Here is a 25,168-nt window from a genome sequence, read left to right as displayed (position 1 = left end):
TCATTACATCCTTTCCCGCAGCGAAAAGATTATCTCATTCAATGAAAAAAATTTTGAAAAGAAAAACGGCCTCAAGGTTCACAGACAGCCCGCTTGCAAACCGGCCATTACCGCTTCCGTGAAGATAAGGACAGCTGTTCTCCACAAAAACAAATGGAGGGATAAACACCTCCATTTGTAAAAGGACAACTATTTGCGCTTGTCAATCGTTATCGCATGGATCTTTCTTTTGAACATTCCGTTTCAGGGTCATTATAACTTATAAAGCATGAAATGACCACTTTCTTGCTTCGTTAATCTGAAAGAACAGCATCTTGCACATTTATTTTCTCGTTTATCAATCCTGCCTCTAAAAAAGTATCTGCAAGCTTCTGTTGGGCATCCACCACTTCAGGTGTGATGTCAAATACTCCATATTCTCTTCTTTCCAAAGTTTGCTTCCATACATCTTTCGAAATGCCAGTTTTCTGTGAAAAGTTTTCGGCAGCCCCTTGTTTGTCTGCTTGAATCTCTTTGTGAACCTTCTCTAGTTCACTGATCACTAAATTTCGAAGTTCACGATTTTCTTGAAAATAATCGCGTCTTCCTACAATAAATCCATATTGACGCGGGAGACCTTTTGCATCGGCAATGATTCTAGCACCTCCACTTTCTTCTGCGTCCGCAAGATATGGATCCCAAATCACCCATGCATCCACATTGCCGCGTTCAAAAGCTCCTCTAGCATCTGAAGGCTGTAAATAGACAGGAGTAATATCATTCAAAGTCAGCCCTACACTCTCTAAAGCAGTAAGGAGCAAATAATGTGCGCTTGATCCTTTACCAAAAGCAACCTTCTTCCCTTTTAAATCTTCTATCTTTTGAATAGGTGAATCTTTTGGAACAACAATCGCCCGATATACTTCCGGTTCATAGGCAAGATAGGCTAATTCAGAATCTGAAACGGCTCCTGCAAGTACAGCAGGTGCTCCGCCTACATATCCTACATCAATTTTTCCTGCATTCAACGCCTCTAATAATGGCGGTCCTGATTGAAATTCATGCCATGTGACTTTAACTCCTTTTTCAGCCAAAATTTTTTCTAAGCTGCCTTTTTCCTTTAAGAAAAGCAAAATAGATGATTTTTGATAGCCAATTCTAAGTTCGTCTGGTAATGTCTCCTCTTCCGCTTTGGCATTTGATTTTTCCGCATTGGAAGTCTCATTTGCCTCCTCCTTGCTGCCGCAGCCTGAAATCCAAAGCACTAAAAGGAAAATTAAACTTAAAAACATACTTTTTCTGATAATTTTCATTAGTAAATCCCCCTTTAATGAATATATTTATTAAGCTTATTACGTTGATTGCCTTGCATAGACAGCTGGTGTGTTTTCTTCCTCACCCATTACGCGGCGCAAAATCTTTTCGACGAGGGCTGCAAATGCTGCATTACCGCGCTGCCTAGGACGAGGAAATTTAATCGGTGTATCCATCGCAATTTTTCCATCCTCTATCAACACCACTCGATCCGCCATTGCTACCGCTTCTTCCACATCATGTGTAATCAGCAAAGCTGTAAATCCTTGCTCCTTCCATAATCGTTCGATCAAACGCTGCATTTCAATGCGTGTTAAAGCATCTAACGCACCTAATGGTTCATCCAATAACAACAGCCTTGGCTTGCTGGCTAATGCTCTTGCAAGTGCCACCCGTTGTTTTTGTCCTCCTGATAAAACATGAGGCCATTCTTTTGCCCTGTCGATCAGTCCAACCTGCTTTAGAGCTAACTCCGCTTTAGGTAAATCTTCTTTTTTCATGCCAATCGCTACATTTTGAATTACGCGTTTCCAAGGCAAAAGTCTGGCATCTTGGAACATAATGCGAACCTCTGGATTTAATCCCTTCATCAATTTACTGTTAGCCTTGATCTCACCAGCTGTCGGCTCATCTAATCCGGCAATTAAACGAAGCAGCGTGCTTTTTCCGCAGCCGCTTCGGCCGATGATCGCTACAAACTCGCCAGGCTGCACCTCAAGATCAATTCCGCGCAGAACGTGCTGATTTCCGAAGTGTTTCTCTACACCATTGATTTGCAGATAAGTTCCAAAAGTTGGAGATTCCACATTTTCCCCCCCATTCTCTACAAGTTTTGATAATTTGGATTCCAATTTAAGCATTTTCTTTCAAGCCATTTTGCCATTGAATCCGCGATTTTTCCAAATAATGCATATAGAAGAATGCTGAGCAGCACTACATCTGTTTGCATAAATTCTCTCGCATTCATGGCCATATATCCGATACCAGAATCTGCGGAAATTGTTTCAGCAACAATTAACGTCAGCCACATGATCCCCAGTGCATATCGAACTCCGACTAAAATAGACGGGAGGGCGCCAGGCAACACCACTTGCCAAAAGAGAAGCCAGGAACGAAGTCCATATACCCGTCCCATTTCAATCAACCCTTGATCTACTGACCGAATGCCATGAAGTGTATTCACATAAATCGGGAACAACACTCCAGCTGCTACTAAAAATACTTTGGCTTCCTCCCCAATTCCAAACCAAAGGATGACAAGAGGAATCATGGCCAGGTGAGGAATATTCCGCACCATTTGAATCGTTGTATCGAAAATTCTATCTGCGATCGGAAACAGCCCGTTAATAAGGCCGAGAAACAAGCCAATGCTTCCTCCAATCAAAAAACCGATTATGGCTCGTTTAAAGCTGATCAGCAAATGCTGAAACAATTCACCAGAACGAATGAGCTCCACTCCTGCCATCACAACGTCTGACGGCACTGGAAGAATTTTTGTTGAAAGAATCCCTTTAGAGGATAACAATTGCCAAATGATTAAAATCAATATAGGCAAAAGCCATGGGATTAATTGTTTTTTTACTTGATCGGAAAACAACGACTTTTTCATTTTCTGATTCTCTCCATTTCTGCTGGTAAACTGTTGTTGGCAATAATTTCTCCAAATGGTCCAAACGGTTGTGGTTCACTGTTTCTTTGAACATGGCTTATCGGCAAGTGAGGAAACAACAGTTCAGCTGTTCTATATGCTTCCTCTAAATGAGGATAGCCGGATAAAATAAATGTCTCGATGCCGAGATCAGCATATTCCTTCATCCTTTCTGCAATTGTTTCCGGACTGCCGACTAGCGCCGTACCTGCTCCGCCGCGCACAAGACCGATTCCTGACCATAAATTCGGGCTGATTTCAAGCGACTTGCGGTCTCTTTTCACAAGATCTGACATCCTGCGCTGCCCTACTGAATCAAAACGGTCAAAAACCTTTTGTGCCTGAGCGACCGTTTCATCATCCACATATTTGATTAACCGTTCGGCGGCTTGCCATGCTTCTTCATCCGTTTCACGGACGATGATATGCAAGCGAATGCCGAAGCGCACGGTTCTTCCTTGTTCCTCTGCCAGCTTTTTCACCTGATTCAGTTTTTCAGCAACCTGTTTCGGCGGCTCTCCCCATGTTAAATATACATCTGCATGCTTTGCCGCTACTTGCTGGCCAGCCAATGATGAACCGCCGAAAAAGACAGGCGGATATGGTTTTTGCACTGGCGGGAACAAAAGGTCTCCTCCTTCCACCTGCAAATAACGACCTGTGAAATCGACTTTTTCATTTGCAAGCAGCTTTCGCCAAATTGTCAAAAATTCGTCAGTCACTTCATATCTTTCATCATGTGAATAAAAAATTCCATCACCCTTCAGCTCCACCGGATCACCGCCGGTTACAACGTTTACTAGCAATCGTCCATTTGAAATTCTGTCAAATGTCGAGGCCATCCTTGCAGCAGCGGAAGGAGCCATCAACCCCGGCCGAACTGCCACAAGAAACCGTAAGTTTTCCGTAACGGGAATTAAGGCAGAGGCAATAATCCAAGCATCTTCGCAAGATCTTCCAGTTGGAATCAGCACCCCGCTGTAACCAAGGCGATCCGCTGCTTGGGCAATTTGTTTGAAATAAGACAAATCGGTTGTACGTCCTCCAATGGTAGTACCTAAATAATGCCCGTCACCATGTGTTGGAATAAACCAAAAAATGTTCATTTTTCACTCCACCCATTTCGTTTTTAGATTTTCATCTGTCATTCAAGGTTTTAAATGCGCAAAAAGGCCCCTTTCTTAGCATGTTTCTGCTAAGTAGGAGCCTCCAGTTGTCTGGTCGGTTCGCTATTGTTTTCATTTAGTTGTTTGTTTCCTCCAAAGCTGCTTCTTTTACATTGATTTTTTCAGGAATTAATTTTAATTGATGAAAAGTATCTGCTATTACCTGCTGATCATTTAGAACTTGTTCGCTTATTTTCTGAACACCATATGTTCTTCTTTTAGCTGCTTTTTCAAGCGAAGCAACATCAATTCCCAATTCAGGTGACAATAGTTCTGCAACTTCTTTTGGAGCACTTTTAGCCCATTGATCTGTTTTATTGATTTCTTCCAATAACAGATCGATAACCTCTTTATGATTTTCGGCAAACTTTCTGCTCGCTAAATAAAACTCTCTATTTTTCACTAAATCCTTTCCGTCTGCCAAAACTCTGGCGCCTGTCTCCGTTTCAGCAACAGCAAAGAAAGGATCCCAAATGACCCATGCATCCACACTTCCTTGTTCAAAGGCTGCTCTTGCATCTCCCGGTACGAGATATTTAGGTTCAATATCATTTATGGTCAGCCCCGCTTTTTCCAAAGCTTTTACGAGCAAGTAATGGACGTTTGAGCCTTTGTTGAGCGCAACCTTTTTACCTTTTAAATCCTGAACAGTGCGGATGGGTGAATCTTTTGGAACAAGAATAGCTTCTGAAAGAGGGCTTTCTGGCTCATGACCAACATAAACTAAATCAGTGCCTGCCGCTTGTGCAAAGATCGGCGGCGCTTCGCCAGTATGCCCGATATCAATGCTGCCGACATTTAATCCTTCCAAAAGCTGCGGACCTGCCGGAAATTGAATCCATTCGACAGAATATCCGTGACTTTTTAACGCTTTATCCAGCGTTCCTTGTTTCTTTAAGATGTTTAATGTCCCGTATTTTTGATATCCGATTCTAACTACCTTTTCCTCTTTATCTTTTGTTTCTTGAGATTCACCGGCGCTTTTCACATTCTTTTCTTCTCCTGAGCAGCCGGATATAACAGCAAATAAACTAACAATCATGATTAAAAGCAAGGCAAGCAAAGATTTTTGATTTTTTCTCCTCATTTTGCTACCCCCTTTGTCCTTATAAAAACTATTAGTCAAATTTATTTACATTCTTTTTGAAATGCAGGCTTTTCGAGTGATAATGATCTTGGCGACATTATTTATTCATTCTACGGATGGAGAATCTGAAAAAAACTTTATTTTTTCCAAGTCAGCATAAAGAATCTCATCATTTTTCACGTTCAGTTGATTCGCCTGTTCAACACTCAAGTCCACTTCGATCAGATCATTCGTTTTCAATCTTTCCAATTCCAAACGGACAATCGGGCCATAAGATTGGATGCGGCGAACCTTTACTTGAATTGATTTTTGATTATCATTATGTCGAGTTATTCGCACTTCATGAGGACGAATATACCCGATCATTTTTTTCGTTTGAATGTTTTCATCAGGTGCAGCAAATAATGCTTCTCCGATATGTAGGCGACCATCGTTCACTTCAGCATGAAAAACATTAACACGCCCTAGAAACTGATACACGAATTTCGTTTTTGGATGTTGATATACTTCATCCGGTGTTCCGACTTGCTCAATTTGTCCATTATTTAAGATTACCACTTGATCAGCAACCTCTAAGGCCTCTTCTTGGTCATGCGTAACAAAAACAGTTGTTACATGTAATTGTTCATGCAACTGCCGCAACCATCTCCGCAATTCTTGACGCACTTTTGCATCAAGAGCTCCAAACGGCTCATCAAGCAGAAGCACGTTCGGCTCCACTGCTAACGCTCTAGCTAATGCAACTCTCTGCCTCTGTCCGCCTGATAATTGAGCCGGGTAACGGCGATCAAGACCATTTAATTGGACTAAATGAAGCAATTCATTTACTTTTCGTTGGACGTCTTGTTTGGACGGTCTGTCTTTTCGCGGACGCACTTTAAGTCCGAATGCAATATTCTCAAAAACGTTCATATGATGAAATAAAGCGTAATGTTGAAAAACAAAACCGACATTTCTTTCACGGACCGTTTTTGTCGTATAATCATGGTCGCCAAAATAGATGCTTCCGCTATCAGGCATTTCCAATCCGGCAATCATCCGCAGCAACGTAGTTTTCCCTGAACCGGATGGACCTAACAAAGCGGTAATCTTCCCTGACGGTATTGTTAAATTTACTTCTTTTAATGCTTGAAATGAGCCATAATTTTTAGAAATTTGCTTCACATTGATATCCATGATGCACACTCCTTACCCTTTTCCATCAACTACACCCTTCCATTCAAGCACCCCTTTAACAATTAATGTAACGATCGCCAACATAGCTAAAAGGGAAGCGACTGCGAATGCAGCAGTAAATTGGTACTCATTATATAAAATTTCTACATGGAGCGGGATCGTATTTGTCATTCCTCGTATATGCCCTGACACAACAGAAACGGCTCCAAATTCACCCATTGCTCTCGCATTGCACAGGATGACGCCGTATAAAATTCCCCATTTGACGTTTGGAAGCGTCACGAATAAAAATGTTTTCCATCCGCTGGCTCCTAAAGATAAAGCGGCTTCCTCCTGTTCACTCCCCTTTGCCTGCATGACCGGTATTAACTCGCGGGCTACAAACGGAAAAGTTACAAATAAAGTAGCCAAAATTATGCCTGGGACAGCAAAGATTATTTTCAATCCGAGCGAATCTAAAACCGGCGACAACAAACCTTGTGCACCAAACAATAAAACAAAGCTTAAACCAGCGATAACGGGCGATACAGAAAACGGCAAATCAATAAGCGTGATGAGCCAGGTTTTCCCGGGAAACTGAAACTTTGTGATACACCATGCAGCAGCAATACCAAAAATAAAATTTAATGGCACTACTATTGCTGCGGTCAAAAGTGTAAGACGGATCGCTGATTGAGCATCCGGTTCTGTAACCGAAGCAAAATAAACTTCTAAACCGTTTTTCAAAGCTTCTGTAAAAACAGTAATTAGCGGGATAATGAGAAAAAAACCAACAAATAATAGAGCCGTTCCCGTCAATATAAAACGAATCCACGCAGATTCTGTATGAACACCGACAAGAGGCTGTTTCTTCGTTTTAGTACCCATTTGAGGCATAACATCTCCTTAGTGACTTAATGAATAAAATATTTTCGACTCGTTCTCCATTGCAAATAATTTATAAGAAAAAGCAGGAAAAAAGAGATAATCAATACAATAGCGGCAATCGCTGTTGCCCCCTCATAATCGTACTGTTCCAATTTGGTGACGATCAAAAGAGGGGCGATCTCCGTTTTCATTGGCATATTGCCGGAAATGAAAACGACTGATCCGTATTCGCCTAACGCCCGCGCAAATGCGAGCGAAAACCCGGTGAACATCGCAGGAACAAGTGATGGCAAAATCACTTTCCAAAACGTTTGCCAACGGTTTGCACCTAAAACAGCTGCCGCTTCTTCGTACTGCTGATCTAAATCATGCAAAATGGGCTGGATAGACCGCACAACAAACGGCAATCCGATAAACGTTAAAGCAATTACGACACCGAGCGGGGTATAAACAGCCTCAATACCGAAGCGGTCCAAATACTGTCCAATAACGCCTGTCGGGGCATAAACAGCTGTTAAAGAAATTCCCGCTACTGCAGTTGGGAGAGCAAACGGCAAATCGATTAATCCGTCGATAATTCTTTTCCCTGGAAAATCATATTTCACTAACACCCAAGTAAGCAAAAGACCAAAAACTAAATTGATGGCAGCGGCAATAAATGAAGAAACAAAAGATAAACGAAGCGAGGCTGCCACCCTGTCAGTTGTGACGATTTGCCAAAATTGCTCCCAGCTGAGTGTTGAGGCTTTTAAAAAGATAACGGACAAGGGGATCAACACTATTAAACTAAGATAAGTTAGCGTAAAGCCCATCGTGAGTCCCCAACCTGGAATAACCCCTTTTCTGTGCTGTTGTTTTGTTTTGGCCACTTCCAATCCTCCATTCATCGGAACAAATCATTATTTCGGCTGATAAATTTGATCGAAAATACCGCCGTCGTCAAAATGTTTTTTCTGAGCCTCTCTCCAGCCCCCAAACAGTTCGTCAACTGTAAAGAGTTCCAATTGCGGGAATGTATCTTTATATTTTTCAGCGACTTTTGGCAATGTTGGACGATAATAATGCTTTGCTGCCAATTCCTGTCCTTCTTCCGTGTACAAATATTTCAAATACTCTTCAGCTACTTCGCGCGTTCCTTTCTTATCAACCACCTTGTCTACAACAGCAACAGGAGGTTCTGCTAAAATGCTTACAGAAGGTACAACAATCTCAAATTGATCCTTTCCTAATTCATTGATGGCTAGAAAAGCTTCATTTTCCCAAGCAAGAAGAACATCACCGATTTTTCTTTCGACAAAAGTTGTTGTAGCACCCCTTGCCCCGGAATCTAATACTGGAACATTTTTATATATTTTCGCAACAAATTCTTTTGCCTTCTCTTCATCGCCGCCATATTTTTTCAATGCGTATCCCCATGCAGCTAAATAATTCCAGCGTGCTCCACCCGATGTTTTTGGATTGGGTGTTATAATCGAAACATCAGATCTGACAAGATCGTCCCAATCTTTAATACCTTTCGGATTTCCTTTGCGTACTAAAAACACAATAGTGGACGTGTAAGGAGAACTGTTTTTATCCAATCTTTGTTGCCAATTTTTTTCGATCAATCCAGTATCTGCAATGGCGTCAATATCATAAGCCAGCGCTAACGTTACAACATCAGCCTCCAAACCATCGATAACAGACCGCGCCTGCTTGCCAGAACCGCCATGTGATTGCTTTATCGTAACCTCTTGACCAGTTTTTTCTTTCCAATAGTTTGCGAAAGCTTTATTAAAGTCTTGGTAAAGCTCACGTGTAGGGTCATAAGAAACGTTTAATAACTCGACTGCCTTTTTATCTCCCTCTGAGCTGGAGCTGGCACTTTCATTTTTTGAACCACAAGCACTTAAAACAAGAGCTACACTTGTAATAACAGATAATAGAAAAAATAGTCCTTTTGACTTGCGTTTATTTGTAATATTCATAAAATTCATCTCCCTTTCCGCTATGTTTCGATGGCGGTGTTATAAATAAAAAAACTTCCTCGATCCGGGAATATTGAAAAGACATAGGGAGTCTTCGGTGGACCGATCGACGACCTCTTTATGATATTGTTTTATATGTTCACTTAGCCCCTTTGTTATGGCTATCCTTTCGTTCTAAAGGATAACGGAATTTTTCCAATTTTTCGATTTGTGTAATTCTTGAGTCATGTACAATAATTTGCACAGATCCGTATTCCAAATCTTCTAGTGAACGTATAATTCTTTCAATCCACTCCTGATCAATTTTCGTTTTTAACAAAGCTCTCCCCTCCAATTCCCGTTGTAATTCTTTTATTCAATAAATCATCTAAAGTTGTTTGTTCAAGAACGCGGGCAATTGTGTCACGTACAACCGTCCAAAGCGGCTTTAATAAACACTTATCTTCCAATGGACAAGGCACATAAGCCGTCGTACTGGCACACCCCATTGGAGATAAAGGACCTTCAATTTGCCGGATAACCTCCCCTATGTTAATGTCAGTCGGCGATAAACGGAGCATATAGCCTCCTTGTATGCCCCTTTTACTGTGCACATACCCCAATTTTCTTAATTGGAGCAAGATTTGTTCCAAGTATTTGACCGTAACTAGCGTTTGTTTGGCGATTTCATTGATCGGATAAATTCTTCCCTGTTGCTGTCCAAGTACAAGCAAAGCACGTAACGCATACTCACCTCTGCTTGAAACCTTCACCAAATGCCCCCTTCCCCTGAAAGTTTACTAGATTAATCTCGACTAAAACGGTAGGGATTTTCACAACAAAAACTTTTTGATAGTTTAAGAAAATAATATTGAGTTACATTTTAATCGTATTAATCCTATATGTCAAGTAAGAATAATAATTTTTTTGAACTTTTTTCCATTATTTTTCCTTGATAAATGAAAAACAATTTGAAAACAAGAAAAGTCACCATGCTCTTCGGGCAAAAATTTTTTCGGATGCGATTATTTTATGAAATTTTTGTGTAAATGTGCTAAAAGCACCACGAATTTTGCATAGTTATTTTGTGAAATATTGAGGTATACAAAAATGCGACTCTAAACGTTTATCACAGTTTTCAAGACATAACATACACTAAAAATAGCTAAATAACTTTTAAGGTAAAGGAATGGAAAGCGATGCCTGCAATTGTTGGTGCTATGAAGGTAAATAGCGTCGGGACGGCCAGTGTCGTTCATGTCGGAGACGTCGTAAACATTTCGCCATACAGTGAAGTGAAAACATTCGCAGGGGCTGGTTCCTTCAATACAGGCGACGGTCTTTACGTATTTAACCAAAACAGCATTACGAATACGTTTGACAGTGATCTCGTTGATCAGCCGCAAGTGTTAAATGCTTAGAGGGTGGTTATATGAATTTTTATATTCAACAATCGATTCACATACAATTTATACGTATCGGAACGATCGCCAATTCATCCGTGTTTCAAATCGGCAGCGCCGGAATCATAAAACCGCTGTCGAATTTATACAACACAGGACAATTTACTGAACCGGCTCCCGCTCCGTCCGGCCAGGGAAACGGAGTCATTGTGCCTCTCCGTCCACCAAGCATTTCATAGCGATTCACCTTTCATTTGGAAAAGAATATAAATATGGTAACGAATGCAGATAAAGGTGGGGAGAACATCATGAATTACACTATACAATCATTATTGCAATATATTCTAAAATTGGAACAATATCTCCATTCCCAAAGCAAAAGAATCGACCATCTGGAAAAAGGTTTTCTTTACCTTGAAGAACAAATGGAAGAGCTCAAAAACAAGCCATATACAAATATTGAAAAAGTTGAGTACAAATTTGACCAATTGAAAATCGAAACGCTCGAAGGAGTCTTGAATATCGGCTTAAATCCTGCTGATCAGGAAGCAATTGAACAATTTTCCGTAAAAAATGAAGAACTAAACGTCGATGATGTTCATCGCGAATTAAAACAGCAAATATTCGAACAATGCGTTGAAAGCATTCATAGTTATTTACAAGAAGAATGTCCGAAAAAGATTGAAGACTTTGCTAAAAACTATGAATATGAATTAGATGAAACATATAAAGCACTCATCATAGAAGACATTAGAAAACAACTTGAAGGAAGGATTACTTATTATCTACAAAGACTCCGTCTCCATGAGCAAACAGATATAAAAGAAAAAATACAATGGATTGAAGAAAAAGTAAAAAAAGATGTTGATCAGTCGATCGATCATTTTTTTAAACATTTCCCCAATAAAAAGAAAGGCGACGAATTTTCATGAATTTTACCGTCATCAATAACGGCTTGCATGTGGGCATGGTGAGAATCATAGGGGTTTCAAGTTCATCAGTTTTTTTAATAGGGGATACGGATAAAATCTCTCTTTCTTCCATTTTTGATACGCCACCTGAATCACTGGTCATCGGTCCATTTGTTCCTTTGTCATTAGACTAATGTATTTGTTAAAAAGGTTTTCGAACATTAGAGTGGCGTATATACACTCAGTAGACATCTGTTCCGTATTCCAAATCGGTGACGCAAAAAAAATTACCCCTAAAACGAATGTTCTGGCAGTTCAGCGGGACTATGAAAAATTTAATACAAAGGAAGGATCCTTTCACTCCTATCAGCTTTTTCGCGAATCCATTCCCCAGCCTTCCTTTGACGAACGATTTTCCAGCGCATATTCAAACAATTCCCCGAACATATATGTCGATCACGTAAAAATTTTGGCCATTTCATCTTCAAGTATCGTGAACTTTGGATCAGCCGAAGAAATATGCGCGGAAGCACGAATAAAACATATTCGACAATTGTCTAAAAACGTTGATGGCGACGAAAAACAACGGTAATTTCAACAAGACAAAACATATTGATGCACCTGAACAATAGATTTTCTCTACGCATATGATTTATGAGACAACAAGGAAAAGGATGTTCCTCATGCCAGCGATTGTCGGACCGATAAAAATTAATTCCGTTTCAGGAGGAGTTGTAAATTTTGGAGATTCCTTTTATTTATCTCCAAAATCAGCATCAAAATCCATCAGCGGCTCTGGTAGCAGCTGCACAGGCGATTTTCATATTAATAACAACGGTCTCAGCATAACAAACGGAATCGATCCGGACGTAAATGATCAAAACCAGACGGCAAATGCATAGCCACCTGGTTCGTTAAAAAGACTTAGTGAAAAATAACGATTGGATTTATATTATGATCCAGAAACACTATTTGCGAGCAGGACATTCAATTTGTTGTCCTGCTCAATAAAAAAAGCGCATTGTCTTGCATTTCAGATCAAAAGACTCTTTTTAGGAATGTGGATGTCCTCATGATGCACAAATAGAGTGAAACTATGAATCGGTTCAAAGAAGCTGAAAACCTGCATTAGTTTTTTCATGGACTGTTATACAGTTAGAAAGCATTCGCACTCACAACATTAACATACAATACAGTTAATTTCGTAAAGTGATTTTCATCCCGTTGTAAAAGAGGAATTTGATATTTTATAAGACTCGCCTTTTCATAGTCTTATTTTTTTGACGGAAAACTTTTACTCAACCTATTTCAAAACGGGCTAAATTGCAGATGGTACCGTTCTCCTGTTTTTAAGCTTATTTGGAAATGCTGAAACGATTTGTGCATGATGCAGCAGGCGTCACCATCGAACCTGCTTTTTTCGCTTATTTGGAGAATGCTGAAGCAGCATACATCTTGTCAAAACGATGAAAAACGGTTAAAAAAGTACGGATGAGCACAGCAATCAAAACATGCTAAGATTAGCAGGGGCTGTCTTAGAAAGTCAAAATCCATTGAAAACGAAACATCATAAACATTTGATATATCAACATTTCTAAAACATTAACGGGGCGTCTATAAGCCGGAAAATCGACTTATTAGACAGCCCCGTCATGTTGAGCGGTTAAGATCCTTTAGAGAATGTAATACTTGCTGTTAACTGGTAACGGCATACTAGGTCAGAAATATCCTTGCTTCATGTAATTAAATCGTTTCGATTCGCACGGTCGTTCCATTTCCGGAAGGTTCAGCTGGCTCAATGATCAGCCGCTTAGGCAATCGTTCCCTTAGCTCCTGCACGTGACTGATTACGCCAACGGATAAATTTTGCGATTGCAGTTTTTCCAAAGCCGATACAACCGTATCGAGAAGCTCTGCATCAAGCGTTCCAAACCCTTCATCAAGGAAAAAAAACTGAAGCGGATATTTTCCGCGAAGCTGAATTTGGGTGGACAACGACAAAGCTAAGGCTAAAGAAGTTAAAAATGTTTCTCCGCCAGATAATGTCGAAACAGGTCGTTTTACTCCGCCATTTGCATCGTCACGCATGATAAAACCGCCTTCTGAATCGACTTCAATCGCATATCTTTGTCTTGTCAATTCCCCAAGCCGCTGTGAAGCATCAAAGCTTATTTGTTGAAGCTGTTCCTCAGCCATGTATTCGACAAAACTATTCCCTTTCAGGACGGCTTGAAGTTTTTCTAACCGATTAAGAAGAAGCTGCAACTCTTCTTTCTCTTTTTCTATTTCCACATATCGTTCATGTTTTTCCTTTAACAGCTGCAAATGCTTTGCCGCCGCGCCTCTTTGTTCCATTGCTTCGTTTACTTGCTTTCTAGCTTCTTCTAAGCATTTTTTCGTTTCTTCCCATGTTTCCTGCTTAAGAACAGTTCCGCCTAATTTTTCTTCCAGACGTTCAATTGCAGATGCTACATGCTCCATTTCTTTTTTATATTGATCTAGACTCGTTTGCATAGCCAGTTTTTCTTCTTCCTGCAAAACGGAATTTCTCACTTCATGCACATTTGCAAAAGGAGTCTGCTGTTTTCGGTCGTTCCAATTTTTTTCCGCTTTTTCAAGCTTGCTTATACAGCTTGTCAATTGCTGTTTGGCGGTATGGAGCTGACTTTCAGCTTTTTGATATTCATTTGCCGTTTTTTGGAAAATATCATAAGCTGCTTGTTCATCCCTTTTTAGCTGTTCAAGGGCAAGATCGATCCTCTTAAGTTCTGTTAAAAGGTTTTCCTTTGCAGCTCTTTGCGCTGTGAGCCTTTTCTGTTTATCGGCTATCAGTTCTGCCTGCCTGTCCATTTCTCCTTTTTTGGCAGCTAATTGAGTGGAAAGATTGAGTATTTCTTCCCTTAACCGCTCGATTTCCTGTTCTTTTTCTTGAATAAAGCTGACGCTTTTTTCAATTCGTTCGTGCAGCTGTTCAACGAGCGAGTCTTTTTTACTAATTTCCTTTACATACATCTCGATTTGATCCATATCGAGATCAGCAAACTCTAAATCCCACTTTCTTTTTTCTTCTTCCAGCTGCTCTATTACATTTTGCAATTGTAGCATGATTTCGGATAAGTCTTTTTCCCCAGCATCCAGCAACGGTTCTATTTTTGCTGTAATATGGTTGACTTCACGAATGTCTGCTATTGTTTTTCTTATTGCGTCTTTTATTTCTAAGTAATCTTGGTTCAAAGCTTTCCATTCGATTTTAAATTTGTCATATGCCAAAAGATCATGAGGCTTATCGTCCATCGTAATGATCGGCTCTTCGTTAGCCGACGCTATTTCTTTCACTCCGGCAAGGAATGACTGTTCCGCTTGTAAATCTTCAGACAGCTCCTGCAGCTTTTGCTTCAGCGAGGAATACAGCTGTTCGGTTTGATCACATTCTTTGAAAATTCGTTCTAGCTGCTGCGTTGTTTCTTCTAATTTTTTTAAACGTTCAATCGAAAAATGTCTGTTCGGGGCCGGATGATGTGTGGAGCCGCAGACAGGGCAAGGCTCCCCCTCCGTCAACTGCTCGGAAATCAAAGCTGCCGCCTGATTTGTTCTTTCTTCTTCAAGCTGACTTTTTGCAGCTTGTAAATCATCCTTTACTTTTTCTTTAAAAAATTCATGCTCCCGCATTTGGCTGCATAAACGATCATAAACTTTTTGTAATTGATTGAAATTACCTGCCAGGCGTTCGTTTAATTCACTCTTTTTGCGGGCGGACTCGTCAGCCTTTTCCCGCCATTCGTTAAGCTGGTCTTCTTTCTTTTGCTTTTTGCTTTTTAATTCATATTCGTCTTTCATAAGCTGCATGATTTTCAGCTTCTGTTGATATGCTTTTTGGATTTTTTCCCGGAATTCTCTTGAAACTGTTTCTTCTTTCGCCTGCTGTTTTAAAGCCTGCTGCTTCTCTAACGCCCTATTTAATAATTCGCTCGTCTTTCTCTCTGTATGCTGTTTTTCATGCAGCCTCGTTTTCAATGCTTCATAGTCTTCTTTCAGCTTTGCAAACGATGCTTCATCCTCTTTGATTTCTGCATCCAATGAGATAAGCTGTTTCAATAGTTCACGTTTTGTTAAAAGCTCCGGCTCTTCAACAGCTTTTTTGGCACGAATCGCTTCAAAAGCTTCCTTTTTTTCTTTATAAAGGCTTGCTAGCTTTTTCTCTTCCTGCTGCCAATGCTCTGTTTCTTTTTCAAAACGGTCCTTTTCCGCTAAATGTTCGAGCACTGCTTCCGCATATGGTTTCAGCATCTCCGCTTGCTCCGCTTTTTTCAGCTTTTCTTCGATTTCTTCAAACCGCTCCTTTTCTTGCTCAAGCTCCTGTCGTTTTTTCTCATAAGTCGTTTTTTCCGTCTGCAAATTCCAGATTGTCTGGATCCGCTCAAATTCTTTTGCTGCCTCATCCAGCTGCTTTTCCCGTTCTTTCAGCTCTGTTTCGCAGCGTATGAACGTTTTTTCTGCCTCTAAAACGGCTTCTTTCGAGGCATCGCCAAGACCTGCTTGTTCCGCTGACAATTCAGCGAATTGCTGTCTTGATTCCAAAAGACGTTTTTTCAGCTTTTTATTTAATTGGTCGCCGAATCGTTCCAAGTTGAACAATCGTTCAAACATTTTCCTTCTTTCCGAGCCTTTTAAAGAAAGAAATTCAGCAAACTTCCCTTGCGGAAGGACAACAGCGCGGGTAAAATCCTCTATCGTCAGCCCTAAAAGCTCGTAAATCTTGTCATTTACCTCATTTGTTTTATCTGCCAAAACGACCGTTTCTTCTCCTATTTCAAGAAGCCGGCACAGCCTTGTGTTGATCCTGACATTATCCACCCGCTTAAATGTTCGTTCAACGGTGTATCTTTTTTTTGATCGGCCATCTTCAAGCTCAAATGTAAAACTGACATATAATTGATCTTCCGCATGGTTCATTATCCCTTGCGTATTATTGGCCGCTCGCTCTACTTTTCCATAAAGCGCTAACGTAATGGCATCCAATATCGTTGATTTTCCACTGCCAGTCGGACCAAATATTCCGAAGACACCGCCGTCGCATAGTGTTTCAAAATCGACCGTCTGCATCTTTCGGTAGCTATTCAGTCCAGCTAAAGAAAGTTTTATCGGCTTCATGACTGTGCTCCTTCCTCTTTTAAGTCCTCAGAGAGCAATGTCATAAACAGTTCAATGAGCTCTGCCTCCGGCTCGGCGCCGCCAGTTTGTTTTTTGTAAAAACGTTTAAACATTTCATCAATCGGGAGATTTTCTCTTCTTTCTTGTTGGACCTTTTCGGCTTCTTTTTCAAAAATCGGCCGGATGTGGATAAAGCCGTCGTGCCATTTTCTCAGCCGATGAATTTCTTCTAATGAGAGGCTGTCGGTCAAAAATATTTCAAGATCAATCCATGCGTTTTTGTCTTTTCCCTCTTCAAGCCACTGGTGAACTTGAAGAAGACCGCCAGTTGCTTTCCATTTCACGAGCGGTTTTCCGCTCGACAAATAAATTTCGGAAACAACCGCGTTCTCGCCGGGTTTTGCATCGATCACTGTGACAGACTTCGTATAACCTGCCTCAGAAAAGCTATAGGCAAGCGGCGATCCGGAATATCTTGCCGGCACATTGGACTTTTTAACATTTTGCGGCCGATGAAGATGCCCCAATGCGACATATTGCGCTTTTTCCGGGAGACTTGTGGCTCGAACTGTATACGCTCCGCCGACTTCAATCGGTCTCTCCGAATCTGTCGTGCTGCCTCCGGCTACATAAAGATGGCTCATGGCAATATTCACCGTATGAGGTTCAAACTCTCTGCTCATCATTGCAAACAAGCCGCGAATTTTTTCATCGTAATGCTCTCTCAATAAGAGTTCATCATATTCGTTTGAAAGCAGTTCATTCAGCCTTGCTTCCGACGGATAAGCAAGCGCCGCCAGCTTCATTGTTTCATTTGTCCGCGGAACTTCAACCGTTAAAACATCGCCTCTCGGGTAGCCGATCAGCTCGATCGCCTGCTCCTTTGCCAGCGGAGCTGCTGCTTGCAATCGTTCCGGACTGTCATGATTTCCGGAAATGATGATAACACGTCTTTTTCCTCTATCAGAAAGTCTTGAAATACTTTCATAAAACAGCTTTTCTGCTCCTGCCGGAGGATTCACCGTATCAAAAACGTCTCCTGCCATCAAAATGACATCAATTTTCTCCTTTACAACAATTTCATACAGTTCATCAAGAAACTGTGCCTGCTCTTTTAGCCTGCTCCGACCTTCAAGCGTTTTTCCGAGATGCCAATCCGCCGTATGCAAGATTCTCAATTGCCTCACCTCTAAAATAGTCTGCAAATCTATAATTTTATGATGAGCCCTGCATCAAAAAAGAATAAATACCGATCATCGACTCGTCTTTTTAAGATTGACTCTACCGCCTTTGCATACAAGTCAATTTGAAATTCATATCGAGAAGCAAGCACCGGCTTTGCCTTTTCAATGGATGGAAAACGATCCTTTACCGCATCCGTTTTGTAATCTAACAGAACGAGCCCATCGTCATCTTCAAAAAGGCAGTCGATCACACCTTGAACGATGACCGTTTCAGTATTGAGAGAACTTCCTTTTTCGTAAATTTCGTTCGCCGGCACTGCCAAATTGAAAGGGATCTCGCGAAAAATTTTTTTTGCGCCTTTTAGGCGTCTACCCAGCGGTGATTCAAAAAATTGCACAATTCCTTCTACATTGACCGCTTCCACCTGCTCCTCCGTTAATATTTCTTTTTTCACGAGAGAATGCACGGTTTGTCGAATCGTTTGTTCCGTCAAGTCTTCACCCAATGGCAAATGCTGCATCACTGTGTGCATGGCCGTTCCTTTTTCTGCTGCTGTAAGAGATTTTGCCTGCATAAATTTCGGACGCTTGTACGAGGAATTCCCTTGTATTTTCTTCTTTATGGAAATGTCGCTGTATTCATCCGAAAATTGAAGTCTTCTTTTGATTTCCGTCACCGATTGCTTCGACCGGAGAGAGGCTGCATCTGAAAAAGGATAGCTCCAGGACAACTGACTTTGCACTTGGTTGGCAAAGCTACTTGTTGACTGAACAGGAACGAAATTTCTCAAAGCGTCCATTTTTTCATCCATCATAACCGCTGCCTGCTCATTTTGCTCTTTTAATTTTTCTTCAGGAATCACATCAATTTGCAATTTCACCGGATAAGAGAAGATTTCATCCGCTGCTTCTCTTTCTTCTTCTCGTAAAATTGCCGCATCTTTATGACGGATGACAGCAGGACCGATCCAATCTAAATAACATACTGCCTTTAAACGATCGTAATCTGGAAGCAGCCATTCGCGGTGAGTGAATGATTGCTCCCATTCTTTAAACTTTTTTTCTCCGTCTTTCACTGTGCCAATTAAAAACAGCTTTTCCTTTGCTCTAGTCAAAGCCACATACAATACCCTAAGCTCTTCCGAAAGCATTTCCATTCTCAATTTCTTTTTTACAGCTATATAAGGAAGAGTAGGATACACAATCCGCTTTTTTTCATCGATAAACAGCGAGGCAAATCCTAATTCTTTATCGAGCAAATATTTTTTGGTCAAATCTTTCATATTAAATCGTTTAGATAAACCTGCACAGAAAACAATCGGAAATTCAAGCCCCTTGCTTGAATGAATCGTCATAATTCGGACAACATCTTCCTGTTCTCCTAAAGCTCTTGCTGCTCCTAAATCATCGCCCCGTTCCTGCATTCTTTCAATAAACCTCAGGAATCGGAACAATCCCCGAAAGGACGTTTCCTCATATTGCCTTGCTCTGTCATATAATGCCCTTAAATTGGCCTGCCGCTGCTTTCCGCCGGGCATTCCGCCTGCAAAATCAAAAAAGCGGGTATCACGGTACAATTGCCAAATTAAATTCGAAACGGAGCTTTTTCTCGCCAAGTTCCGCCATTGATTGAGCCGGCTGACAAATTCGCTTACTTTCTGATAAAGCTCGCTATGATGGGCTTTTTCTTGCTGCAAAAATGATTCAAGTGCATCGAAATACGCACCGTTTTTCTTATAAAGACGGATGATGGCAAGTTCATTTCCGCTTAAGCCGACAATTGGCGAACGCAGCACAGAAGCGAGCGGAATATCTTGATAAGGATTGTCGATAATTTTTAAAAGCGAAAGCATAATGGCCACTTCTGTTGCTTCAAAATATCCTGTTGATAAATTCGCATACACCGGAATACCTTGCTGCTTAAACTCTTCCATGATTTGCGGCGCCCAAGGCATCGAACGAAGCAGGATCACAATATCTCTGTATGTGACAGGTCTCGTACGATCAAGCTTTCGGTCGTAAACAGGAAAGCCTTCCTGAATAAGCTCTTTTATTTTTTTCGCCATAAGGCGGGCTTCAAGCTGCACCGTTTCCAATTCTTCTTCATCAAATTCAATCATTATTTCTTCTTTTTCTGCTAATTCCTCCTTCCGGCGGTCTATTAGGAGGAGCTCTGTATTCATTCTACTGTTCTCTGGATAACGTGCGCCAAGCTTCAATTCTGCTGCCTCATCATAAACGACTTCGCCTACAGTCTCTCCCATCAATTGTTTGAAAAGAAAATTTGTGGCGTCCAAAACTTCTTTTCGGCTGCGGAAATTTTTAGCTAAATCGATGCGCAAGCCGGAATTCGTTCCGCTGGAGGTAAACCGTTTATATTTCGCCAAAAACAATAACGGTTCAGCCAGCCGGAAACGATAAATGGATTGTTTTACATCGCCGACCATAAATAGATTTCCTTCCGCTTCATGATCTTTTGACACCAGCTTTAAAATCGCTTCCTGCACCAAGTTGGTATCTTGGTATTCATCCACTAATACTTCTTGAAATTGTCGTTTAAAAAACAAAGCAGCATCACTCGGAACAACATTTCCTTTCTCATCTTTTTCTGTTAATATTTGTAAACAATAATGCTCAAGATCCGAAAAATCGACAATTCCTTTTTCTTTTTTCATTGCTTCCAGCCGGACAGCAAATTTTTTCACCAAGTCGGCTAAACAAATCATTGTGCGCTTCATTTTTTTCAAATCGAGCAGTTGGTTTTGAATATCCCTGGAGAAAAGCTCATTTTTTAATTTCTCTATTTCCTTTGTCGCTTTCTTTCTCATTTCCGTCACTTCATCAATGAGCTCTTTTCGATATTCTTCTCCCCTGCATGCCTTGGCGCGTGTCGGTTGAAAAGCTCTCATTTGCTCGGCAAGCTCCTGCCACGATGAAGCGTTTATAATGTTTTCCACCTGTTTCATGTCATCGAGTAAATTTTCAGCCCTTGGAGAGGGGCCGCCCGGCAATTTCGTAATGTCGAGAGCTCTCGCTAACAAATCCTTTATTCCGGAAAGCTGTATCGCTATATCCTTCCGTAAATATTGAAAAAACGGCAAGTCCTCGTATGATTCAGCTTGTTCTATGTCATACATTTGCACCATTTCATCAAGCCATTTTTCCGGGAATGGATTAGATCTAGCAAATTCATAAATGGATCTAATAATTTTTTTGATTTCATCATCTGAGCGATCGCCTGTATATTTGTCAACTAATTCGAAAAATAGTTCATTATGCTCCATTCCGTATTCTTCTTCTAACAATTCATCCATGCAATCTTCCATTAACAGTTCCATTTCTGTTTCGTCCGCTATTCGAAACCCGGGATCAATATCAATTTTGTAATAAAATTTGCGAACAACTTGCAGGCAAAAAGAATGCAATGTTGATATTTGCGCTTTGTTTAAAAGGGTTAATTGGCGGCGCAGATGGAGGGAAGAAGGCTGGTTTCGCAAAGCCTTTGCCAGCGCTTCGCCAATTCTGCTGCGCATTTCTGCAGCCGCAGCGTTTGTAAACGTTACGATTAACAGCCGGTCCACATCTACAGGATGCTGATTGTCGGTCAGCTTGCGAATAATCCGCTCAACTAGAACGGCCGTTTTCCCTGATCCGGCAGCGGCCGCCACTAATATATCTTGTCCGTCGGCAACAATCGCTTTCCATTGTTCATCGGTCCATTGGCCTTTTTCTAACTTTTTCAGCTCATTCTTCATCTGAATCCACCTTCTCTCTTACCTTTTGCAGCACTTCTTCCCCTTTTAAGCTTTTCAATATGCGAAAACGGTTCGTTTCAATCGATTCATCAAATTGACAGACCGATTTAAAGGAACAAAAGGTGCAAGGCGTTTTCTCTTTCATTTTATATGGCGCAATGGAAATATTTCCGTCTGTTATTTCCGTACCGATCCGCTTAAATTCGCGCCGGATATACGAGCGTAATGCATGAAATTCATCCTCGCTGGCGATTTGAGAATTTGCATAAAATTCCCCGGTTTTCTTTATGCCGGCTTGAACGATTTTGGAATAGCCGCTTTCCAATTTTTGATCCATTAACCGCACCGTTTCTTCGTCTCCAAGCAGCAAGCCTTTCATTTTAAATTTCTTCAAAATTTCTTCTTCTATTTCATCATCCGTTAATAAATCTGGGGACTGTATGAACGGATCATGAATATGGAAATACAGCACCCCTGCTGGAGTCGCTTCTACGCCAAGCCAAGATTGAGAATTGGAAATGACAACATCCAAGTAAGTGAGCATCTGCAGCGCAATGCCGTAATACACTTCTGCCAAATTTAATGTTTTGTCGCTCGATTTAAAATCGACGATGCGAAGCAAAAGACCTTTCGAACTTTCCGCTTTATCCACTCGGTCTATCCTTCCGACGACCTCCAACGTACATCCGTTTTCAAGCTTAAATCGGAACGGGGGGAGCTTGCTTTTTTCATCAAATGATATTTCTAAACCAATTGGGACAAAACCGCTTGCTTTTGCATGTTCGCTTAAAACCTTTGATGCGCGGGCAACAATATTTTGAAGCTTGCGTTTAATATAATAGTGGCGGTTTGTGCTCATTAAAATTTCTTTTTGCAGCTTCGGCGCCAGCTGTTCGACTGCATCATGAGCAAGTCTTTCGCAGTTCTCCTTTGTTAATTCGCGCCATTCTACTTTCATGCTTTGAAGCCGGTCTGCCATCAGCTTTAATGCAGCATGGAACAATTGGCCGATATCCGGCGCTTCCAATCTGTAATACTCCCGTTCTTTTAACTTTAAGCCGTGAGAAGCAAAATGGGCAAAAGGGCATGCCCGAAACCGCTCCATCCTTGAAACGCTTCCTTGTATTTTCCGTCCATATAATTTTCTGCTTACCTCTTCGGATAAAGGTCTTTCTGTATTTGAATAAAACAGGCTGGCAATCGCCTTTTTCGCTTTGCTGCTCCATTCTTGATCATATACAAAGTAATTGTAAACATCCCACCACAGCTCATGGAGAGGATACTGCTTTTTCCAATTTTGCAATTTTGAAGTTAAAACAGACAAAGAAACATTCGGACTGACAATAAAAGAAAGCTGTTCTTCCGCCTCCTCACTTTCCGGTTCATTAAGAGAGATCATTTCCTTAGCATCTGGAAATATTTCTTTTAACCGTTTGACAATAATAGACGGCATGAGCGCTTTTCCTTCTTCATCCGCCAAAGAATACGATAAGTACAGCTTTTGCTTAGCAGACGCGAGCGCTAAATAAATCAAAAAATTTTCATCCAGCAATTTTCTTCGAGCTGTCGGCGCAAGCTTCACTCCATTATGATATAGAAGCTCTCTTTCATCATCTGTTAAAACTCCGTCTTCCACCGGTTTTGCTGGAAGCACTCCGTCATTTGCTCCTGCAATAAATGCCGTCTTAATGCCATATAAACGTGACCGGTCAAGTGTTGCGACAATCACTTGGTCAATGGCCGGCGGAACGAGAGAAAATTTCATCGATTCCATTCCGGTTTCGACCATTTCCCTAAACAAATGAATGGAAATTTCCTGATCGCCCATAATTTCTACAAATTCATCCAATAGCTCCATCACAGCATTCCAAACTTGATCATGCTCCCTTGCTTCAATCAAGTTCCCTCCATTTTCCGCATCTAGACGAAGAAGCTCCAGCTTATCAGGCACTTTTGTTTGTTCTAAATACATATATAGCGCTTCGGCCATATCCCTGCCGGTTTTGGCGCGTTTCATCTTATTTTCCAATGCCTGCAGAGGCTCCACAATCAGCTTCCGTAATTGATTGATCCGTTTTTCTATTTCCTCTTCTTCATCTGTCTTTTTGTCGTTGCCATAGAATGAATGGTACTTCCTGTACGTCCAGCCGGCTTGATCCGTCCATTTTTTCCCTTGAATACCGTAGGCAAGCACATAATTTTCCAATTGATCCATTTCTTTTCTCATTTCGGCTTTATCGGCATCTAGCGGGTAAAGAAATTCTGTTTTAATCGTTCTGAAAACAGCTTCATACCGCCAGTTTCCGGTTATGACTTCCAAGCTCGAGCGGATAAATTCGATCAGCGGATGATATGTCATTGAGCTTTTTTCATCTATAAAAAAAGGAATCTCGTAATCTTGAAACAATTGCTCCAGCAAATCTCTGTAATCGGACATGTTTCTAATAAGCAGTGCAATCTCCCGAAATCGCACTCCCTCATCCCGAACGAGGCGGATAATTTCTCTAGCAATCCCTTCAATTTCGGCGCGTCTATTCACCGCTTGCATAAATACAATCGCGCTGTCTCCGTGAAAAGGTTCGGGAGTATGGGAAGAGTACATTTTTTCTAGATGAACAAGTGACGGCTCTTCAATAAAACGTTTCCGGTCAGTCATATATGCTACTTCATCAATGGAAATATTATTTCGTTCAGCCATTTTTTTCAGCAAAGAAAAGGTTTCAGCCGTCATGTAAAATAAATGAAGCTCGTCGGCAACGGCCTCTTCAGGCGGTTTATCCAATGTGAGAGCAATTGTTATAGAAGAAGCTGTTTTCATCATCGATTCGACTACTTGCAATTCTTGAGGCGTAAAATTGTGAAAGCCGTCGATATAAATTTCCGCTCCGTCCATGTAGCTTGATTCATAAATCTTCTCTGAAAGAAGCTGCAAATAATCCTCTGAATCTATGTATTTATCAGCAAATAATTTTTCCACGGAACGATAGATGCCCGCCAAATCTTTCAATTTATCGGAAAGAATCCGCTCTCTATGATCATGGCTTTCCGCTAATTTTTTTACTTGATCATCCAGCATATCTGGACTGATGATATATCTTTTCATTTCTGTAATCATCTGTTCGATATGCTCAATAAAGCCTTTTTTTTCACTGGCTTTGGAAAACACTTTAAATTCGTGCTTTTTTTCTTCGATGATTTTTCGAAGAAACATGTTCATGCCTGTTTGGGAAATAAAGGTACGGCTGATGCCTCCTTCCTCCTGCAGCACCCTCCACGCCAAACGGTTGAAGCTCAATACTTGTGCTCTAATGATTCCTTCTAATTCCGGAGTTTTCATCAGTTCATATTCCATTTGAAAAGTCATTTGATCTGGAACAAGAAACAAAATAGGTTTTCCATTATACGGATCTTCTTTTAATTTTTCCCTAATTTCGTTTAAGATTGCCGTCGTTTTTCCTGTGCCGGATGAACCGACCAAAAACTTAATACCCATGAAATCTCCCCCCTTCAGAAGGCATCCAAACGGAAAATGGGACAATTTTCTTGTCCCATTCTGATTTCGTGTTTATGAATACATTTAT

Annotated in this window: 21 protein-coding genes; 6 read left to right on the top strand and 15 right to left on the bottom strand. The window is 41.0% G+C overall.

Going from position 1 to position 25,168, the window contains the following annotated elements; all coding sequences use genetic code 11:
- Window positions 1-293 precede the first annotated feature (293 nt).
- The 11 genes from NST97_RS18130 to NST97_RS18080 all read right to left on the bottom strand — a co-directional run bounded on the left by NST97_RS18130 (window position 294) and on the right by NST97_RS18080 (window position 9,956).
- Window positions 294-1,292: an aliphatic sulfonate ABC transporter substrate-binding protein gene (locus NST97_RS18130; RefSeq protein WP_186439323.1), complete on the bottom strand. Its 999-nt coding sequence runs from the start codon at window positions 1,290-1,292 to the stop codon at window positions 294-296.
- A 39-nt stretch (window positions 1,293-1,331) separates the two neighbouring features.
- A complete protein-coding gene (locus tag NST97_RS18125) occupies window positions 1,332-2,099 on the bottom strand; it encodes an ATP-binding cassette domain-containing protein (RefSeq protein ID WP_339194667.1) in 768 nt (255 codons plus the stop codon).
- 17 nt (window positions 2,100-2,116) lie between these two features.
- Window positions 2,117-2,902 (bottom strand): aliphatic sulfonate ABC transporter permease SsuC, encoded by a 786-nt coding sequence (gene ssuC, locus NST97_RS18120; RefSeq protein WP_066250605.1) that lies wholly within the window; start codon window positions 2,900-2,902, stop codon window positions 2,117-2,119.
- Complete coding sequence (ssuD, locus tag NST97_RS18115; RefSeq protein WP_066250608.1) at window positions 2,899-4,047, bottom strand: FMNH2-dependent alkanesulfonate monooxygenase; 1,149 nt, start codon at window positions 4,045-4,047, stop codon at window positions 2,899-2,901. The genes ssuC and ssuD overlap by 4 nt, the downstream gene beginning before the upstream one ends.
- A gap of 136 nt (window positions 4,048-4,183) precedes the next feature.
- On the bottom strand, window positions 4,184-5,194 hold the full coding sequence (locus NST97_RS18110; protein ID WP_066250610.1) for a sulfonate ABC transporter substrate-binding protein: 1,011 nt from the start codon (window positions 5,192-5,194) through the stop codon (window positions 4,184-4,186).
- A 105-nt stretch (window positions 5,195-5,299) separates the two neighbouring features.
- Window positions 5,300-6,370, bottom strand: coding sequence for a sulfate/molybdate ABC transporter ATP-binding protein (locus NST97_RS18105; protein WP_063386638.1), 1,071 nt, complete (start codon window positions 6,368-6,370; stop codon window positions 5,300-5,302).
- 12 nt (window positions 6,371-6,382) lie between these two features.
- On the bottom strand, window positions 6,383-7,237 hold the full coding sequence (gene cysW / locus NST97_RS18100; RefSeq protein WP_063386655.1) for a sulfate ABC transporter permease subunit CysW: 855 nt from the start codon (window positions 7,235-7,237) through the stop codon (window positions 6,383-6,385).
- Between the two features lie 26 nt (window positions 7,238-7,263).
- Window positions 7,264-8,106, bottom strand: a complete 843-nt coding sequence (gene cysT / locus NST97_RS18095) for a sulfate ABC transporter permease subunit CysT (RefSeq protein WP_261308785.1) — start codon at window positions 8,104-8,106, stop codon at window positions 7,264-7,266.
- A 30-nt stretch (window positions 8,107-8,136) separates the two neighbouring features.
- Entirely contained in the window at window positions 8,137-9,204 is a 1,068-nt protein-coding gene (locus NST97_RS18090; RefSeq protein ID WP_327855827.1) for a sulfate ABC transporter substrate-binding protein, read from the bottom strand.
- 139 nt (window positions 9,205-9,343) lie between these two features.
- Window positions 9,344-9,523, bottom strand: a complete 180-nt coding sequence (locus tag NST97_RS18085; protein WP_094245314.1) for a YezD family protein — start codon at window positions 9,521-9,523, stop codon at window positions 9,344-9,346.
- Entirely contained in the window at window positions 9,504-9,956 is a 453-nt protein-coding gene (locus NST97_RS18080) for an RrF2 family transcriptional regulator (protein WP_339199097.1), read from the bottom strand. Before NST97_RS18080 ends, NST97_RS18085 begins: the two co-directional genes overlap by 20 nt.
- A 426-nt stretch (window positions 9,957-10,382) precedes the next feature.
- Here NST97_RS18080 and NST97_RS18075 point away from each other — a divergent pair, with 426 nt between their 5' ends.
- The 6 genes from NST97_RS18075 (at window position 10,383) to NST97_RS18050 (ending at window position 12,399) form a co-directional block, all read left to right on the top strand.
- Complete coding sequence (locus tag NST97_RS18075; RefSeq protein WP_063386633.1) at window positions 10,383-10,604, top strand: spore germination protein; 222 nt, start codon at window positions 10,383-10,385, stop codon at window positions 10,602-10,604.
- A gap of 11 nt (window positions 10,605-10,615) precedes the next feature.
- Window positions 10,616-10,825 carry a spore germination protein GerPB gene (locus tag NST97_RS18070; protein ID WP_063386632.1) on the top strand — a complete coding sequence of 70 codons (210 nt, stop codon included), beginning with the start codon at window positions 10,616-10,618 and terminating at the stop codon, window positions 10,823-10,825.
- A gap of 69 nt (window positions 10,826-10,894) precedes the next feature.
- Window positions 10,895-11,518 carry a spore germination protein GerPC gene (locus NST97_RS18065; RefSeq protein WP_340733201.1) on the top strand — a complete coding sequence of 208 codons (624 nt, stop codon included), beginning with the start codon at window positions 10,895-10,897 and terminating at the stop codon, window positions 11,516-11,518.
- Window positions 11,515-11,691, top strand: coding sequence for a spore gernimation protein GerPD (locus NST97_RS18060; RefSeq protein WP_340733198.1), 177 nt, complete (start codon window positions 11,515-11,517; stop codon window positions 11,689-11,691). The genes NST97_RS18065 and NST97_RS18060 overlap by 4 nt, the downstream gene beginning before the upstream one ends.
- A gap of 32 nt (window positions 11,692-11,723) precedes the next feature.
- On the top strand, window positions 11,724-12,089 hold the full coding sequence (locus NST97_RS18055; protein ID WP_340733196.1) for a spore germination protein GerPE: 366 nt from the start codon (window positions 11,724-11,726) through the stop codon (window positions 12,087-12,089).
- Window positions 12,090-12,180: 91 nt separating this feature from the next.
- Complete coding sequence (locus tag NST97_RS18050) at window positions 12,181-12,399, top strand: spore germination protein (protein ID WP_063386628.1); 219 nt, start codon at window positions 12,181-12,183, stop codon at window positions 12,397-12,399.
- An 841-nt stretch (window positions 12,400-13,240) separates the two neighbouring features.
- Here the strand turns inward: NST97_RS18050 and NST97_RS18045 are convergent.
- From NST97_RS18045 to addB, 4 genes are read right to left on the bottom strand one after another with little or no spacing between them, the layout of a single operon-like run.
- Window positions 13,241-16,648 carry an SMC family ATPase gene (locus tag NST97_RS18045; protein ID WP_341343536.1) on the bottom strand — a complete coding sequence of 1,136 codons (3,408 nt, stop codon included), beginning with the start codon at window positions 16,646-16,648 and terminating at the stop codon, window positions 13,241-13,243.
- Window positions 16,645-17,826, bottom strand: a complete 1,182-nt coding sequence (locus NST97_RS18040; protein WP_341343535.1) for an exonuclease SbcCD subunit D — start codon at window positions 17,824-17,826, stop codon at window positions 16,645-16,647. The genes NST97_RS18045 and NST97_RS18040 overlap by 4 nt, the downstream gene beginning before the upstream one ends.
- 29 nt (window positions 17,827-17,855) lie before the next feature.
- The gene (addA, locus tag NST97_RS18035; protein WP_341343534.1) at window positions 17,856-21,587 is read right to left on the bottom strand and encodes a helicase-exonuclease AddAB subunit AddA; all 3,732 of its coding nucleotides are present in this window, start codon (window positions 21,585-21,587) and stop codon (window positions 17,856-17,858) included.
- On the bottom strand, window positions 21,577-25,080 hold the full coding sequence (addB, locus tag NST97_RS18030; protein WP_340881052.1) for a helicase-exonuclease AddAB subunit AddB: 3,504 nt from the start codon (window positions 25,078-25,080) through the stop codon (window positions 21,577-21,579). Before addB ends, addA begins: the two co-directional genes overlap by 11 nt.
- Window positions 25,081-25,168: the final 88 nt, after the last annotated feature.

It is taken from the genome of Aeribacillus sp. FSL K6-1305 (assembly GCF_038050115.1).
In the GTDB taxonomy this organism is placed as follows: Bacteria; Bacillota; Bacilli; order Bacillales; family Aeribacillaceae; genus Aeribacillus; species Aeribacillus composti.
This window is presented reverse-complemented; position numbering and strand designations above follow the sequence as displayed.